Below are 14,304 nucleotides of genomic sequence, written 5' to 3' on the forward strand. Positions count from 1 at the left end.
ATGCCTACGAACAAATGGTGCAATATGACACCCCCTATAGTGGCGTTATCCGTCACATGCCGTATAACTCCTAGTTAGACAGACCGATGGAGAATCACATTCGCTGCCAGCACATTTGCTTGATCACTGACCGGCTGTCCGAGACCCACGATTTCTACGTGGGCCTCCTTGGTCTAAAAGCAGCAAACTACAATGAGTCGGTTGGCCTGCTCGCCTTCCGCCTCGATGACGGGTTCGTCTTGCGTTTCGAGGCAAATGGTAGCGCTTCCCCTTCGAGCATTCGGTTCTTGGGTCTTGAGCTGGATTCATTCGAGCAAGTCGACCGTCTTCATGACAAACTCGCTAAGAGCATCGAAATCGTGCAAGATCTGCGAGCCCAGTTCACCTCAGCCGAAGGTCCGTATGGGTTTCTCATCGAAGACCCGAATGGTTATCGCATCAAGCTGTTCAGGTATGGACCGCGAACCGACGCATGATTACAGGTGGTTATCCGGCAAGATGTCGCCGCCTAACTTGCGGCTGCAACTGACGCCGGGCGCTTCGCTGGCCGGCGCAGCTGAGCCGCAGATCCGTTGGGCTGACCCTGAACTGCTTTGGTTTCGAGGTTTGTGATGAATGAAAACGCTGCTGTATTGGTCATAGGTGCCAGCGGTTTTTTGGGGCGCACCATCACCAAACGACTTGCCGCTTTAAACGTAGTTATCCCCACCCACCACAGCAACAACCCATTTTCCAACTCCGTGCGCTACGACTTCTTCAGCGACAATATCCGCGATCTTTGCGATGCCTTCAAGCTTTCCGCCGCTGTCTTTGCAGCCGCCGTCGAGACAGAACCATCTGAAATTGTTCGCCCTGCAATGGAGCGCTTCGTGCGCGGTTGTCAAGATAGGCGCCTTGTCTACTTGTCGAGTGATGCGGTCTTTAGCGGGGATAGAGGGATGTACCTTGAAACCGACCAACCTGAGCCCCGCACGCTTTACGGACGCAACCTGCAACACTGTGAGCACTTGATTGCGGAGAACTGCACGAATTATTGTATTATCCGCCCCAGCTACATCTACGGCTTTGCGGATGGACAGCTTGACGGGCGCCTTGCGCGCACAAGGGCCTCCCTTCAGGCTGGTGAAAAGGTCATGCTCTTCAGGGACATGTTTAAAAGTCCTTTAGGAGTCCAGCAGGTCGCTGAGGCCGTTATCCATCTTATGTTTTCGGATTATGCGGGTACTCTCCACGTTGCGGGGGAACGACTGAGCGTCTTCGATTTTCACTTTCAAGCCATGAAAGCTCTTGGCGTAAACACAAAGGGTTTGCAGCACAACACCATACCTGAAGAGCCCGAATTTCCTAGGGATACGTCTCTGGACGCTTCACTGTGGCAGTCCCTTACCAACAAGGTGCCGCTAAGCATTGAGGAGACCTTGGTGAAGTGAAGGGGGTGAAGTGAAGGGGGTGAAGTGAAGGTGGTCCGGGCATGTCCCAGCTATCAAGATTTGCCCCTCTCTGCTACGCTACATTGCGAAACATCTAAACCGCTGCACCATTTGGTACGCACGACCGACTGGAGAGAGCGTTCATGCATAAACAGCTAACCGCAATTATCGAAAGGGAGCAGGATGGTTACGTGGCGCTCTGTCCAGAACTCGACATTGCCAGTCAGGGCGGCACGATCGAGGAGGCCCGCGAAAACTTGCGCGAAGCGCTCGAGCTGTTCTTCGAGACCGCCTCACCGGAGGAGGTTGGGGAGCGGTTTCATACGCTGCGTCAAAGCTCTACGCTTCAGTGGGGTTCCGTAATGTCTTTGACCGACTCGAGTACGTTCGTGAGGGATAACAGGTGAAGCGAGACTGTCTAAACGCCGAGCCGTTCGGTAGATAGCATCCTCGAAGTATACTTCTGCGAAAGGAGGTCCCCATGAAATATAAGATTGCGCTACGCCGTTCGGAAGAGGGCTTCAGCGTTTCTGTTCCCGGCTTACCTGGTTGTTGGTCCCAGGGTGAAACGGAAACAGAGGCGCTCGAGAACATTAGAGAGGCCATTCAGGAATACCTCTCGGTCGTCGATGAGGCGCTTCAAGACGCCGACGTGCGCGAAGTTGAAGTCGCGATTTAATGCCCAAATTAGCTGGTGTCAATCATCAGGATGCCGTTCGAGCATTGCAGAAGGCAGGATTTCGAGTTTCCCGGCAAGGAAAACACATTGTGATGACGGATGGCACCCATATTCTGACGATTCCACGGGCGAATCCGGTGAATGCTTATACGATGGGTGGGATGGTGCGAGATGCCGGCCTAACGATTGAGGAATTCAAGAAACTGCTGTAGGAAATGCCAGCCAACGCGCGTTTGCAGCCGACCTTTCTGTGGCGTCTGTGATCGAGTTGTCCATTTTGGTTATCCTGAGCGAGAAGCGGCTGAAACGCAGACCGTTGGGCGGCATGATGCACTCTTGCTGCGGCACCTGGGAGAACCTGTGAAACCGAAACGGCTCTCACGAACTGTGATCTACGAAGATCCGTGGGTCAATGTGTACGCTGATAGGGTGCAGTTTCCTAACGGTCGCGTGATTGACAAGCATCATCTGCTGGAGTTCGAAAGTCCGTCTGTCGTCGCTGTCGTAGAGAACCATCTTGACCAGCTTTTGCTTGTGTGCGTCATGCACTATACCACTGGGACGGAAACATGGGAGCTGCCGGCAGGCGGGATAGAAACGGGAGAATCGCTAGTGCAAGCGGCCCAACGTGAGGTCATGGAAGAAACAGGCTATACGACCATAGCTCACATGAGGCAACATCATGCATATCATCACCCGTAAACGGCTCAATGATTTTGCAGCCCTTCACCCCGAAACGAAGAGCGCGCTTCAGCATTGGTACAGGCAGGTGAAAGCTGGTTCGTTCGGGTCCTTCGCTGAGTTGCGAGCCGTCTTCCCAAATGCCGACCAAGTGGGCAGGCTGACAGTCTTTAACATTGGCGGCAACAAGGCACGTTTGATTGCCGCCATTCACTACAATCGGCAGAAGGTCTATGTTCGCGCCGTGCTAACCCATGACGCGTATGATAAGGGAAGCTGGAAGGAGTGAGCGATGCCAACCCAGGACGTAGCACAAGTAGAGCAGGTGTGGCCGGCTTTAGCAGACCACGTGTTTGTGCCGCATACCGAAGAGGACTATCAGCGGCTCGTGGTGCTGCTTGACAGCTTGATTGATACTGTCGGCGAGGACGAAAGTCATGAGCTGACCTCACTCATGGAAGTCCTTGGCGTGCTAATCGAAAAGTACGAGGATGAGCACGTTCCTGAAGTCACGGCAGTGTAACTTATGGGCAAGGTGTGATTGCCGTTCAACCAGCGTTTGCAACCGACTTTTTTCTCCCCAATTCCCGTTCCAGTGCCTATTCCTGTTACCGTTAACTGAGGAGCGGCTGAAACGCAGACCGTTGGGCGGACAAAAAAGAGTTTCTGAGAACGATGCAGAATGCACCCTACCTAGCCTGGCTTCTCGAGACCACGCCGGGGCCGGTTAGGCAGTGGCTGGGAGAGGAAGAGGTTGTACGCTCTCTCGAAACTGAACTCCACCACACCATCCAGTCCAGAACGAACCTGAACAGTGCAGCGAACTACAGCAAACACTGCTCCGTTCCCTCAGCGTCAGATTCCGATTACTGTCCGCGTGAAATCCGACTGCTGCGAGACGCATCGGTGCTTGCGGGAATACACTTCTACGGTGGGGATGTGTCCCGGCCGTTCGTTGGGGTCTATGCTCAGACCCGTGACCTTACCGAAGACGAGAGGCATAAGGCTTCAAGCCACCTTTGTGCCGAGCTTGCGGTCTTTGGGCCAACCTTGGCCTGATGGTGGTGCCTGACTGACAGGGAGGTACTTTCGGGCCGGCCTGGAGTATCGGTGGACCAACGTCTCGTGATTGGCGGCATCGAGGAGATCAGGCAGCGGCCCCTGCCGACTTCGAGCCTTGAACTCAAACTGCGCAAGGACTCCGGTGGAACGTCTTACCCAGGCTATTCCGACATGTTCGACAACAAGCTCGGCTGAATAATGCATTATACTGGAGACCAACGCCGCTCGCAGGCTCGCCATGTTGGTGCTGGTAAACTTTGCCGTTAAGCGATCTCGTGCCTACTGCTTCCCACGCCTGCTGCTCAGCTATAGTTATGTTGTGGAGTTCGACTGGGCCGAAGCGAAAGCAGCCTCGAATTTAACCAAGCATGAGGTCGGTTTTGAGGAAGCCACAACGGGTTTCGATAATCCTCTCGCCGTCATCTTCGACGATGAGAAACACTCGACGGACGAGCGGCGGGAAATTATCATCGGTCACTCGCAACGGAACCGGCTTTTGCTCGTCAGTTTCACTGAACGAGCCCACGCTGTCCGCCTTATCAGCGCGCGATTGGCAACCCGAAAGGAGCGTAAAGCGTATGAAGAAAATGCCCTCCCCTGAACAGGACGATTTGCTTCCGGAATACGAGTTCGACTATGTAAAGGCAAAGCCAAACCGCTTCGCCACTGCCAGTCCGAAGCGAACCGTTGTTGTGCTTGACGAAGATGTTGCTCAAGTCTTTAGCACGCCAGAGTCAGTCAATAAAGCGTTACGGGCGCTCATCGAAGCCATGCCTCGTCACTGACAAAGTGCAGGATCGCCTAACATACGTTGCAACGGACGCGCCCGCGCGCACATCGGGTTTCATTGCGAGTCCAGTCATCGGCTGGTATTGCATTGGGGCGCGCCGCTGAGTCAAGCCGTTAGGCGCACGCGAGAGGTCCATTCATGACCAAGATCCTGATTACCGGGCTTGTCACAATCCATCTCGCCGCAACCCTTTGGCACGGCAGTGCGCACACCCAGCTCGCGATCGCACTTCCGCCCGAGAAGAAAGCCTTCGTTTATGTCGTGATCCTCATCGCCCCAATCATCGCTGCCGGTCTCGTATGGACACGCTACATCTCGATCGGCCTGTGGATGTTCTTCCTCTCTATGCTCGGTGCTCTTCTCTTCGGCGCGTATCACCACTATGTGCTGGTATCGCCCGACAACATTGGCCATCTGCCAAGCGGCAGCCCGGAATCTCACTCCCAATTCATCGCTAGCGCTGCCGCAATTGCTCTGCTTGAGCTAACATCGGCACTCTCTGGCGCATTCTGTTTGGGCTCACACCATGCCCAAACACGAGCGCACGCCTAACGAGTCGTTGCAGCGCGGAAAGGACCAATAGGGGCAATGGCCAGAGTTCGTTGGGCGTCCGTCTAGCTGAGCTAGGACATAGCCGGCGTCCCATGGAACGATTCCGAAGGAGGCCTATGTTTGTCTATCACAAGCAACCTGAGCCCCTCGTTGGCGAGCAGCTGCTGCCGCTCTCAAGCCTGAAACAGACCTATCCCGAACTATACTCACGGGAGCTAGCCAAGTATCAGGATCACCCAAGCCGCTTGACACTGCCGGAGCGGTGGATTCCACGACTTGAATGCCGCTGGCAAGATGTCGTGCAGTTCTCACCAGCGCATCCTCATCTCATCGTCGCCGCCTGACACAATTTGGGCGTTGCCCTACCCGATGCTCGCTTCTTGCGCATTCCGGTAACAGCCCTCGAAGTGGTGCCTACCGTGGTCGTCGAGCCCCGCGGCCGCAATCCCTCGCTGCCGATCTTGCCTGATGAGTTGCAGTGGCTCGACACCGCCAGCTACCTTGAACTCGCCGCCTTGCCTACGGCCACACTGGACTGGTATCAAGAGTTGCATGCTCGAGGCCAGCGTGGTGCCTGGTGGGTCGGCGTGCCCCATATCATGGCCGCCGGACCTGTCAACATTCGGGAGGCCGAGGTAATCTCCTGGCTTGATCCCCCGCGCTTGTAGCCGTCATGGCTTCGTCAGCGTGAGCAACACCGCCTCCTACAAAGTACAATAGCTGCGGACTGGTTGGCGCTTGAACAAGAAGGGAAAGCCCATGCGACCATATGAGATAACGACCGATCAGGATGACATCGTTGTTCGGCTGCCACGTCAGGTAGCTGATGAGGAAGTGCTTGCCAAACTGCTCGATTATCTGGCGCTAGAAGCGATTCGGCGACAGAGTGCGTTAACTCGAGAGGATGCGGCAAGCCTCACGAAAGAGGTCAAGCAAGGCGGATGGCAACAGGTAGAGCATCTCTTCGAGAAAGAGTAGCCGATCTGCTCTCCGCTGCCACGGCATCATCTTAGGGCATCAGGTGCGCGCGCAACGCTCCATACCCACGGCGGCTGTTTGTCATTAGGTGTGCTACACTCATCCGCAAGGTGAAAAGCATGACGACTAAAGAGCTGATGCAAAACGAAATAGCTAAACTGGGCGATAAGGATATCGACGAACTCTATGCTCTGATCAAAGCCTTTGTGCAGGCGAAGCAAAAGACAGCAGAGCCGAGTCTTATGTCAAGCCTGAAAAACATCAAAATAGCTGCGCCTCAAGACTTCGCCAGCAACTTAGATGCGTACGTCAGCGGTGAGAAGTGCATTGAAGATTCTCGTTGATACCTTTGTCGTCGCCCTGGTTAACCAGCGCGACCAGTATCATGAGCGGGCTTTAGCTCTAGCCAACGAGCTCGAACATTACCCCCTACTAATAACAAATGCTGTACTGCTCGAAATTGGCAACGCCCTTGCCCGGAACTACAAGCAAGAAGCTGTCGCAGTTATCGAACAGTTCTTGTCCGCCGAGGAGGTGGAAATTGTCAGCCTAACACCAGAGCTTTTCAATGAAGCCTTCGCCCTGTACCGAACCCATCAAGATAAAGCGTGGGGACTCGTGGACTGTATCTCATTCGTCGTCATGCGTGAAAGAGGTATTGACCGAGCGCTAACCTTCGACCAGCACTTTGTGCAAGCTGGATTTAAGGCATTGATGCGTTCGCCGTCGCACACCTGACAAATCACTCCAACGGACGCGCCATGCGCCTCTCGAACTGCATCTATGTCTTCATCGTAGGATAGAATAGGGGCACGCCGCTGAGCTTTGTCGTTGGACCGCAACCGCTCGGCGTGAGGCAGGCTACTTCGCGAGCGGCGTTGCTGCCGGTGAACCCCTCGAGCGCCTTGGCGTTAGAGGCCAGCACTAGGGTTGGGCGCTAGGGGGTGAGGTCGCTGAGCGCGGCGGCGCAGGCGGTGGCTGCCTCCCAGCCGCCGTTTCCGTCCTCCAAGTCCCACCAGGCCGAGAGGACGGCGTGCGCCAGGCCCCAGGCGGCGACGTCGCGCGCGTCCATCGCCAAGGTTTCGGCCAAGACCGCGATGCGGCGCTCCAGCAGCCCTTTGAGGCCGGGATGCTTGGCGACACGGGGCGCAGGGTTGCGCAAGAAGGCGCCGACCTCATAGCCGGCGTCGCCGACGACGCCCTTAGGGTCGATGGCGAACGAGGCCAAGGCCCCGGCGTCTCGGCGGGCGCTCAAGATGTTGCCGTGGTGGAGGTCGCCGTGCAGCAGCAGGGGCGGGCTCGAGCCAAGAAGCTCCGCGAAAACGCCCTCGGCGCGGTCCACCAGTCTTTCGGGCAACGGGCCGCTGCCGCCGCCGAAGCGCGCGCGGAGGTCGCGCAGCCCCTCCGCCCAGTCGGCCAGCGGCAGGAACGGGTGCCCTTCGGGCGCCGCCCGCCAGAGCCCTGTCATGACCAGCGCGGCGGCGCGGGCCGCCTCTTCGTCGTTCACCGGGTCGCCGTCCCAGTCGTCATGAAGCGAGCGGCCGGGCAGGAGCCGCTCCAGGAGCAGCGCGCCCATGCCGGGGTCGGCGTCCAGGAGCCGGACCGCGCCCTCGCCGCCGTAGAGCCTGAGCGCGGCGATCTCGCGCGTCAGCTCCCTAGGCAGGCCCAGCTTGAGCACGCAAGGGCGGCCGCCGGGCAGGACGGCGGGCGCGACGTAGTTGTAGGAGAGCTCGAAGGGCGGCAGGAGGACCAGGCCCCAGCGCGCCTGGCAGCGCTCGAGCAGCGCCGGCAACTCGGCCAGCCAGCGTCGGCCCGCCGCGCCGAAGGTCTGGGTGATGGTGCGGGTAAAGCTTTTGGGCAGGGCGAGCACGCTCTTTCGAGCTTACCCCAACGAAAGAAGGGTGGGTCGCCCTCCTTTCGGGACGCCCGCTTAGCGCAGCCGCGCCTGGTCGTGCAGCCTTTTGGCGATCTCGCGTCAGCTCCCTAGGCAGGCCCAGCTTGAGGACGCAGCGGCGGCCGTCCCCTCCGACGGCAGGCGCGACGTAGGTGTAGGAGTAGGAGTAGGAGAACTCGAAGGGCAGCCTCTAGGCTCACCAGCCGGACGCGCACAGCGGGGTATGGTAAAAACGCTGCCATGAATGCGGCCCTGAGCAGGGGTCGGATGAAGGTTGACGAACAGGTTGACGAACAGGTTGACGAACAGGAGGAGACCGTGAGCCCAAACATCAGAGAGTCCGACCTTCCGGGCATCGGACGAAAGTTTCAGGTCGAGACCCGCAGCGGCGACAAGCTGGTGGTGGTCATCCACGACGACGGCCAGCGCGAGCTCTACCACTTCTCCTACGACAACCCCGACGAGAGCATCTCGATGATCAGCCTGAGCGACGAGGAGGCGCGCAAGGTGGCCGGCATCATCGGCGGCCTCAGCTACCAGCCCCAGGCGCTCGAGACCAGCCAGATCGATCTCAAGGACCTGGTCATCGAGTGGATCAAGGTCGAGCCCGGCGCGGCCGGGGCGGGCAAGACCATCGCCGAACTCGGCGTGCGCGAGACGACCGGCGCCAACATCATCGCCGTCGTGGAGGGCGGCGACAACAAGATCAGCCCCGGCCCCGAACAGCTTCTCGGCCAAGGCACCACCGTGGTCGTGTCGGGCAACCGCACTCAGGTGAGGGCGCTCAAAAAATTGCTTACCCGCCCCTAGGGGCTAGGCATGACCCTAGAGCACGTCATCTTCGAGGTGGGCCTGGCGCTCGCCCTCATCCTGGGCGCCACCCTGCTCGCCAACCGCTTGCGCTTCTCGGCGGTGCCCTTTCTCATATTGATGGGCATGGTGATGGGGCCGCACACCCCCGAACTCGGACCCTTTAGCCTGCAGTTCTCCTACGGCGCGCCCTTTATCGCCTTTTTGGGTCAGCTCGGCGTGCTCTTCTTGCTCTTCTACCTGGGGCTCGAGTTCTCGGTGGGCCGGCTGGTGCGGGCGGGACGCTCGATCGTGACGGGCGGCAGCATCTATATCGGCATCAACCTGACGATCGGCCTGCTGTTCGGCGCCCTCATGGGCTGGCCCCTGCAGGAGGTGCTCGTCGTCGCCGGCATCCTCACCATCTCGTCGAGCGCCATCGTCGCCAAGCTCATCGTCGAGCTGAAGCGCACCGCCAACCCCGAGACCGACATGATCTTGGGCATCATCATGTTCGAGGACGTGTTTTTGGCCGTCTACCTGTCGGTCGTCTCCGGCTTGGTCCTGAGCGGGGCGACCTCGCTGGTGGGCATCCTCTCCGCGGCCGGGCTGGCGCTCGGCTTCATGCTGGCCTTTTTGATCCTGGGCCGGCGGCTCGTGCCCTGGCTCAACAGCGCGCTCGACATCGCCTCGGACGAAGTGTTCATGTTCGTCGTCTTCGCCGCGCTCTTGATGATCGCCGGCTTTGGCGAGACCATCCACGTCGCTGAAGCCATCGGCGCCTTGCTGGTGGGCCTGGTCCTGGCCGAGACGAGCCACCGCCAGCGCATCGAGCGCGCGATTCTCCCCTTCCGGGACTTTTTCGGGGCGGTGTTCTTCTTCTCCTTCGGGCTGAGCATCAACCCGCTGCTCTTGGGCGGCGCGGTGGGGCCGGCGCTTCTGGCCGTCCTGCTCACCGTCATCGGCAACGTCGCGGCGGGCATGCTGGCCGGGCGCAGCGCCGGGCTCTCGCCCAGGGCGTCCACCAACATCGGCCTGACCATCGTGTCGAGGGGCGAGTTTTCCATCATCATGGCCAACCTGGCCTTGGCCGGCGGCCTCCTGCCCATCCTCCAGCCCTTCGCAGCGCTCTACGTCCTCATTCTGGCGGTCCTGGGCCCGCTGCTCACCAAGGAGTCGCGGCGCATCTACACGGTGTTCAACAAGGTGTTCAGCGGCATCCTCGCGCGGAGCTAAGCTTCCAGGCGCGCCTTGACCTCGCGCTTGCCCTCGCGCTGCAAGCCTGCTAAGTCGATGTCCTCGGCGGGCAGCACGCGGGCGCTCAGGGTCCTCGCCAGGAGCTCCAAGGTGCGGCTGTTCTCCTCTTCGCTCTCGGCGGCCACGCAGTCTTGCGGCACCATCACCTCGAAGCCGCGCATGTGGGCGTCGCTCGCGGTATAGAGCACGCAGATGTCGCTGGCGAAGCCCGTCAAGATGACGGTCTGGACCTCGAGGTGGGCCAGCAGGAGCTCGAGCGGGGTGCCGTAGAAGCCCGAGTTCTTGGGCTTGAGGACGAAGTAGTCGTCGTCCTCGGGTTCAAGCCTCGCGGCGATGGGCCCACCGCGGGCGTTCAGGGCCTCTTTGACGGTGTGGTTGAAGTCCGAACGCCAGTCGCCGTAGTTGTCGTTGACGTAGAGCACCGGCACGCCCGCGGCCTTGGCGCGCCGCCTGAGCCCGGCGATGGCCGCGCTGGCCTCGAGGGCGCGCGGCAAGATGGTCTCGGCGCCCTCGAACTCGAACGAGTTGATGACGTCGATCAGCAGCAGGGCCGCGCTCATGCGTCCAGTCTAGGGGCGCGGGGCTTCCAAACTCTTACGGGCCGGCGCGCTTCGCCTCTTGCTCCGGGGCCTCTCGCGCCGGCAGCGAGGCCAGGACCGCCGCCAGGAGCACCAGCCCGGCGCCGACGAGGCCCAGGGCGCCGAAGCGCTCGCCGAAGATAAGGGCGGCGAGCAGCGCGGCAAAGGCCGGCTCGACGCTGGCGACGAGGACCGCCCTCGAGGCCTCGATGGTTCTCAGCCCGGTGTAGTAAAGCAGGTAGGCCAGGTAGGTCGAGAAGACCGCCAGCAGGGCCAAGAGCCCCCAGGCGCTCGCGCTCTTGGGGCTGAAAGCCACCAGCGGCAAGAGGCTCAAGGCGCCCAAGGGCAGGACCACGGCGTAGATGGCGACGGGCGCGTAGCGCTGAAGCGCCCACTTGCCGAAGAGGTAGTAGCTCGAGTAGGAGAGGCCGGCGGCGAGGCCCCAGAAGAGCGAGAGGGGAGAGACTCGCACCCCTTCGCCGCCGCCCAGGGACACGAGCGCGACGCCACAGAGGGTCATCGCCACCAGGCCGAGCTTGCGCGCGGTCATCGTTTCGCGCAGCAGCCCCCAGGCGAGCAGCGCGACAAAGGCCGGCGCGGTGTAGAGCAAGATGGTCGCTAGGGTGATGCCGCCCGCCGCCACGGCCAGGGCGAAGGAGGCGTAAAAGACCGTCACCCCGACGAGGCTGAAGAGGGCGAAGCCAAGGAGGTCGCGGCCGCTCTTGGGCAAGCCTTCTCGAGCCAAAGCCGCGTGAAGCGCGAAGAGAGCGCCCGCGATGGCCGCGCGCCAGAAGGCCTGCTCGAGCGGGGCGACGCCCATCTCGAGCAGGCCTCTGGAAAAGGCGCCGATGAGACCCCAGAGGAGGGCGGCGGCAAAGACGAGCACGTAGGCGTTCACGCCCCAGTCTATCCGCCGGCAGGTCTACCGCGAGGCTGGCGCAGCGCCACGTCTTTCCAGAAGGCGACGCGCCGGCGATCGGAGATCCTTGCCGCTTTCCTTAGAGAGCCTTCAGCCCCTAAACCCTCTCTTCACTGCGGTCAGTAGCAGGTGGCGGTTCAAACGAAAGGGCCGATATCTCATCACGCCACGCTTGAGTCATCTCTACCTCGACAGCGGCAAGAGAGGACTCGAGCTGCTCCACGTCCCTCGCCCCGATGATGGGCGCGGTCACAGCAGGATGTGCCATCACCCAGGCTAGCGCCAGAGTCGCGGGATGCACGCCGCGCTCCTGAGCGTGAGCCGTAAAACGCTCGGCGGTCTCGTAGTAAGACGTGTCGCCGTAGCGTTTGCCGTACATGCTGTTCTCGACCAGTCTTCCCTGTTCCGGCTTGGCCGTGCTGCTGTACTTTCCCGTCAAGAGGCCACCGCCCAGTGGGCTGTAAGGAATGACGCCCAGCGCTTCAGATCGTGCTAGAGGCAGGAGTTCCACTTCGGCCTGACGCTTTACCAGGTTGTACATGGGCTGCATGCACTCAAAGCGGGCGAGACCCTCCCTGGCTGAGATACCCAGTGCCTTGGCGATCTGCCAGGCGGCCCAGTTGCTGACCCCCAGGTAGAGGACCATGCCACGCTGCACCAGGTTATCAAGCGCCTGCAAGGTCTCCTCGATGGGGGTGTCGGCGTCGAACTGATGGACGAAGTAGAGGTCCAACCGGTCGGTCTTCAGTCGCTTCAGGCTCGCCTCGACCGCCTGCATGATGTGGCGGCGCGACAGGCCACGCTGGTTGACGCCCTCACCCATCTTCCCGTACACCTTGGAGGTGATGACGAGGTCGTCTCGAGAATCAGCCATGAGCGTGCCGAGGATCTCCTCGGAGCGGCCGCCCGCGTAGACGTTCGCGCAGTCGAAGAAGTTGACGCCGGCGTCCCGGCAGCGCTGAAAGACGGCCTGGGAGGTCGCTTCATCCGAGGTGCTGCCAAAGGACATGGTGCCAAAGCACAACCGCGATACCTTGACACCGGTTCGTCCCAACGTGCGGTAGTTCATCTTGCCTCCTAAGGGCACATCACACCAGTACGCGCGCTATCTCATCCAGCCTCAGCTCATCATCAGCTCATCAACAGAGGCATTAAGGCATTATACGTCTGCGTTGCACGCCCTTTTTCCGCCCGTGAGGGAAGAAGCGTAGACTGCGCGCTATCGCGCGGCGAGCGGTCCTTCTATAATCATCTTGTGGAGGACTCCGACAGCACTCTCGACGGCGCTACCCCCGACGGCGTCAACCCCGACGGCGTCAACCCCGACAACAGTATCTGGGCCCGCCTGGTTCGCCCTTTCGGCCAAGAGAGCGTGGAGTGGCGCCTGCTCGAGCTCGCCGAAGACGGTCAGCGCGCGCGCGTCCGGCCGCAACTCCGGGCGGAGGTCGTGACGGCGCGGCTCGACGAGGTCCTGCGGATAGACGGCTGGTCGAACGTCTATACCCCCTGGCAGGACGCGGTTATCTGCACGCTTACCGTAGAGGGCGTGAGCAAGGCCGCCGTGAGCGCCGCGCCTCAGCTCGGTCCCGCCGAGCGCGCCCGTGACGCCCTGGTCCTCGCCGCCGAGGGCTTCGGCCTGCGGCCTGCCGTCGACCAGGGGGCGAGCTACTGGGTGGACTACAACCCCGAGGCCGGCGAGATCCTCTACGAGCCCGAGGCGGTGCCCGCTGCGCCGGCCGAGACGCCCCCAGCCCCGGAGCCCAAGCCGCAAAAGAGCGAAGGCCAAAAGGCCATCGACCGCCTCGTCGAACGCCTCAAGGGGGAGGGCAAGGGCGCGCAGGTCGCCAGGCTCGTCGTCGAGTTCTCGGGCTACGGCGGCAACCCCGAGCAGTCGCGCGAGCTCTACCGCAGGCTGCGCGCCCTGCTCAAGACCGACGCCGCCTGACCGCTGCCCGAGCCGATATGTTCAAGCTCATCGCCATCGGAGACGTGCACGGCCAGTGGGACGAGTTGTGGCGCGCGCTGAGGGCGGCCCTGGCCGCCGACGACGGCTTGCAGCCGACACCGCAGCTCATAGCGGGGCGCTTTCAGGTCGTCCTCAGCGGCGACCTCGTCCACTACAAGGACGCCCTCGCCTATGCCCTCGCGGCCGGCGTCGGGCGCTACGATTGCCAGAACCCGGACCACCTGCGCCGCGCCGCCGAGGCGCAGATCCTCGAGCTCTACCGCTTCAGGCGCTACGCGGAGAGCGCCCGGGGCAACGTCAGCGTCATCCTGGGCAACCACGACGAGACGGCGCTTGAGCACGGCTACAGCCTGAGCTCGAGGGGCGGCCTCCGGCACGACGAGTTCGACGAGGCGAGGGGCGGTCTCGCCCTGCCCGAGGACCTGGCAGCGTGGCTGCGCGCCTTTCCCCGTGAAAAGGTCTACCACGGCGTCCACGTCGCGCACGCCGGGCCGCTGCCCGCCATGCAGCGCTACGACGACTTCTTCTATCACGACGATGAGGCCAAGACCTGGTGGCGCAAGAAGCCCGAATACCTGAGCTACGCCGGCCACCGCTTCGGCGTCTACGGCCACACCGTCATGCCCGGCGGCGTCTACCTGGACGAGGCCCACCGCTTTGCCATGATAGACGCGCTCGGCGACCGGCAGTTTCTCGAGATGATTCTCTCCGCGGAGAGGCTCGACTACC

At 61.1% G+C, this 14,304-nt stretch carries 25 protein-coding genes; 21 read left to right on the top strand and 4 right to left on the bottom strand.

What is annotated here, in order from left to right; translation table 11 throughout:
• Positions 1-86 precede the first annotated feature (86 nt).
• The 17 genes from M3498_10135 to M3498_10215 all read left to right on the top strand — a co-directional run bounded on the left by M3498_10135 (position 87) and on the right by M3498_10215 (position 6,910).
• The gene (locus tag M3498_10135) at positions 87-476 is read left to right on the top strand and encodes a VOC family protein (GenBank protein MDQ3459640.1); all 390 of its coding nucleotides are present in this window, start codon (positions 87-89) and stop codon (positions 474-476) included.
• Between the two features lie 135 nt (positions 477-611).
• Positions 612-1,430, top strand: coding sequence for a sugar nucleotide-binding protein (locus M3498_10140; GenBank protein ID MDQ3459641.1), 819 nt, complete (start codon positions 612-614; stop codon positions 1,428-1,430).
• 143 nt (positions 1,431-1,573) lie between these two features.
• Positions 1,574-1,837, top strand: coding sequence for a type II toxin-antitoxin system HicB family antitoxin (locus tag M3498_10145; protein ID MDQ3459642.1), 264 nt, complete (start codon positions 1,574-1,576; stop codon positions 1,835-1,837).
• Positions 1,838-1,911: 74 nt separating this feature from the next.
• Positions 1,912-2,109 carry a type II toxin-antitoxin system HicB family antitoxin gene (locus M3498_10150; GenBank protein MDQ3459643.1) on the top strand — a complete coding sequence of 66 codons (198 nt, stop codon included), beginning with the start codon at positions 1,912-1,914 and terminating at the stop codon, positions 2,107-2,109.
• Positions 2,109-2,321, top strand: a complete 213-nt coding sequence (locus M3498_10155; GenBank protein MDQ3459644.1) for a type II toxin-antitoxin system HicA family toxin — start codon at positions 2,109-2,111, stop codon at positions 2,319-2,321. The genes M3498_10150 and M3498_10155 overlap by 1 nt, the downstream gene beginning before the upstream one ends.
• 331 nt (positions 2,322-2,652) lie before the next feature.
• The gene (locus M3498_10160; protein ID MDQ3459645.1) at positions 2,653-2,811 is read left to right on the top strand and encodes an NUDIX domain-containing protein; all 159 of its coding nucleotides are present in this window, start codon (positions 2,653-2,655) and stop codon (positions 2,809-2,811) included.
• Entirely contained in the window at positions 2,792-3,079 is a 288-nt protein-coding gene (locus tag M3498_10165; GenBank protein MDQ3459646.1) for a type II toxin-antitoxin system HigB family toxin, read from the top strand. The genes M3498_10160 and M3498_10165 overlap by 20 nt, the downstream gene beginning before the upstream one ends.
• A 3-nt stretch (positions 3,080-3,082) precedes the next feature.
• Positions 3,083-3,313 carry a hypothetical protein gene (locus tag M3498_10170; GenBank protein ID MDQ3459647.1) on the top strand — a complete coding sequence of 77 codons (231 nt, stop codon included), beginning with the start codon at positions 3,083-3,085 and terminating at the stop codon, positions 3,311-3,313.
• Positions 3,314-3,900: 587 nt separating this feature from the next.
• Entirely contained in the window at positions 3,901-4,047 is a 147-nt protein-coding gene (locus tag M3498_10175; GenBank protein ID MDQ3459648.1) for a hypothetical protein, read from the top strand.
• Positions 4,048-4,171: 124 nt separating this feature from the next.
• A complete protein-coding gene (locus M3498_10180; GenBank protein MDQ3459649.1) occupies positions 4,172-4,453 on the top strand; it encodes a BrnT family toxin in 282 nt (93 codons plus the stop codon).
• Complete coding sequence (locus M3498_10185) at positions 4,431-4,637, top strand: hypothetical protein (GenBank protein MDQ3459650.1); 207 nt, start codon at positions 4,431-4,433, stop codon at positions 4,635-4,637. The genes M3498_10180 and M3498_10185 overlap by 23 nt, the downstream gene beginning before the upstream one ends.
• Before the next feature lie 143 nt (positions 4,638-4,780).
• On the top strand, positions 4,781-5,194 hold the full coding sequence (locus tag M3498_10190; protein MDQ3459651.1) for a hypothetical protein: 414 nt from the start codon (positions 4,781-4,783) through the stop codon (positions 5,192-5,194).
• 116 nt (positions 5,195-5,310) lie between these two features.
• Positions 5,311-5,538: a hypothetical protein gene (locus tag M3498_10195; protein ID MDQ3459652.1), complete on the top strand. Its 228-nt coding sequence runs from the start codon at positions 5,311-5,313 to the stop codon at positions 5,536-5,538.
• 36 nt (positions 5,539-5,574) lie between these two features.
• The gene (locus M3498_10200) at positions 5,575-5,862 is read left to right on the top strand and encodes a hypothetical protein (GenBank protein ID MDQ3459653.1); all 288 of its coding nucleotides are present in this window, start codon (positions 5,575-5,577) and stop codon (positions 5,860-5,862) included.
• Positions 5,863-5,932: 70 nt separating this feature from the next.
• Positions 5,933-6,172, top strand: a complete 240-nt coding sequence (locus M3498_10205; GenBank protein MDQ3459654.1) for a hypothetical protein — start codon at positions 5,933-5,935, stop codon at positions 6,170-6,172.
• A gap of 119 nt (positions 6,173-6,291) precedes the next feature.
• Positions 6,292-6,516, top strand: a complete 225-nt coding sequence (locus M3498_10210; protein MDQ3459655.1) for a hypothetical protein — start codon at positions 6,292-6,294, stop codon at positions 6,514-6,516.
• Positions 6,473-6,910 (top strand): PIN domain-containing protein, encoded by a 438-nt coding sequence (locus M3498_10215; protein MDQ3459656.1) that lies wholly within the window; start codon positions 6,473-6,475, stop codon positions 6,908-6,910. Before M3498_10210 ends, M3498_10215 begins: the two co-directional genes overlap by 44 nt.
• 199 nt (positions 6,911-7,109) lie before the next feature.
• On the opposite strand, the gene M3498_10220 is transcribed toward M3498_10215, so the two are convergent.
• Positions 7,110-8,042, bottom strand: coding sequence for an aminoglycoside phosphotransferase family protein (locus tag M3498_10220; protein ID MDQ3459657.1), 933 nt, complete (start codon positions 8,040-8,042; stop codon positions 7,110-7,112).
• A gap of 342 nt (positions 8,043-8,384) precedes the next feature.
• On the opposite strand from M3498_10220, the gene M3498_10225 reads away from it, so the two are divergent.
• Positions 8,385-8,876 carry a cation:proton antiporter regulatory subunit gene (locus tag M3498_10225; GenBank protein ID MDQ3459658.1) on the top strand — a complete coding sequence of 164 codons (492 nt, stop codon included), beginning with the start codon at positions 8,385-8,387 and terminating at the stop codon, positions 8,874-8,876.
• 9 nt (positions 8,877-8,885) lie between these two features.
• Positions 8,886-10,091, top strand: a complete 1,206-nt coding sequence (locus tag M3498_10230) for a cation:proton antiporter (protein MDQ3459659.1) — start codon at positions 8,886-8,888, stop codon at positions 10,089-10,091.
• On the opposite strand, the gene M3498_10235 is transcribed toward M3498_10230, so the two are convergent.
• The 3 genes from M3498_10235 to M3498_10245 form a co-directional block, all read right to left on the bottom strand.
• Positions 10,088-10,672: a cysteine hydrolase gene (locus tag M3498_10235; protein ID MDQ3459660.1), complete on the bottom strand. Its 585-nt coding sequence runs from the start codon at positions 10,670-10,672 to the stop codon at positions 10,088-10,090. The genes M3498_10230 and M3498_10235 overlap by 4 nt on opposite strands.
• A 34-nt stretch (positions 10,673-10,706) precedes the next feature.
• A complete protein-coding gene (locus M3498_10240; protein ID MDQ3459661.1) occupies positions 10,707-11,588 on the bottom strand; it encodes a DMT family transporter in 882 nt (293 codons plus the stop codon).
• A gap of 118 nt (positions 11,589-11,706) precedes the next feature.
• A complete protein-coding gene (locus M3498_10245) occupies positions 11,707-12,678 on the bottom strand; it encodes an aldo/keto reductase (protein MDQ3459662.1) in 972 nt (323 codons plus the stop codon).
• Positions 12,679-12,864: 186 nt separating this feature from the next.
• Between M3498_10245 and M3498_10250 the strand changes: the two genes are divergently transcribed.
• Complete coding sequence (locus M3498_10250) at positions 12,865-13,554, top strand: hypothetical protein (GenBank protein ID MDQ3459663.1); 690 nt, start codon at positions 12,865-12,867, stop codon at positions 13,552-13,554.
• A gap of 17 nt (positions 13,555-13,571) precedes the next feature.
• Positions 13,572-14,304: metallophosphoesterase (locus M3498_10255; GenBank protein MDQ3459664.1), on the top strand; the 733-nt coding region annotated here is incomplete at its 3' end.

The organism is Deinococcota bacterium (assembly GCA_030858465.1).
Classification (GTDB): domain Bacteria; phylum Deinococcota; class Deinococci; order Deinococcales; family Trueperaceae; genus JALZLY01.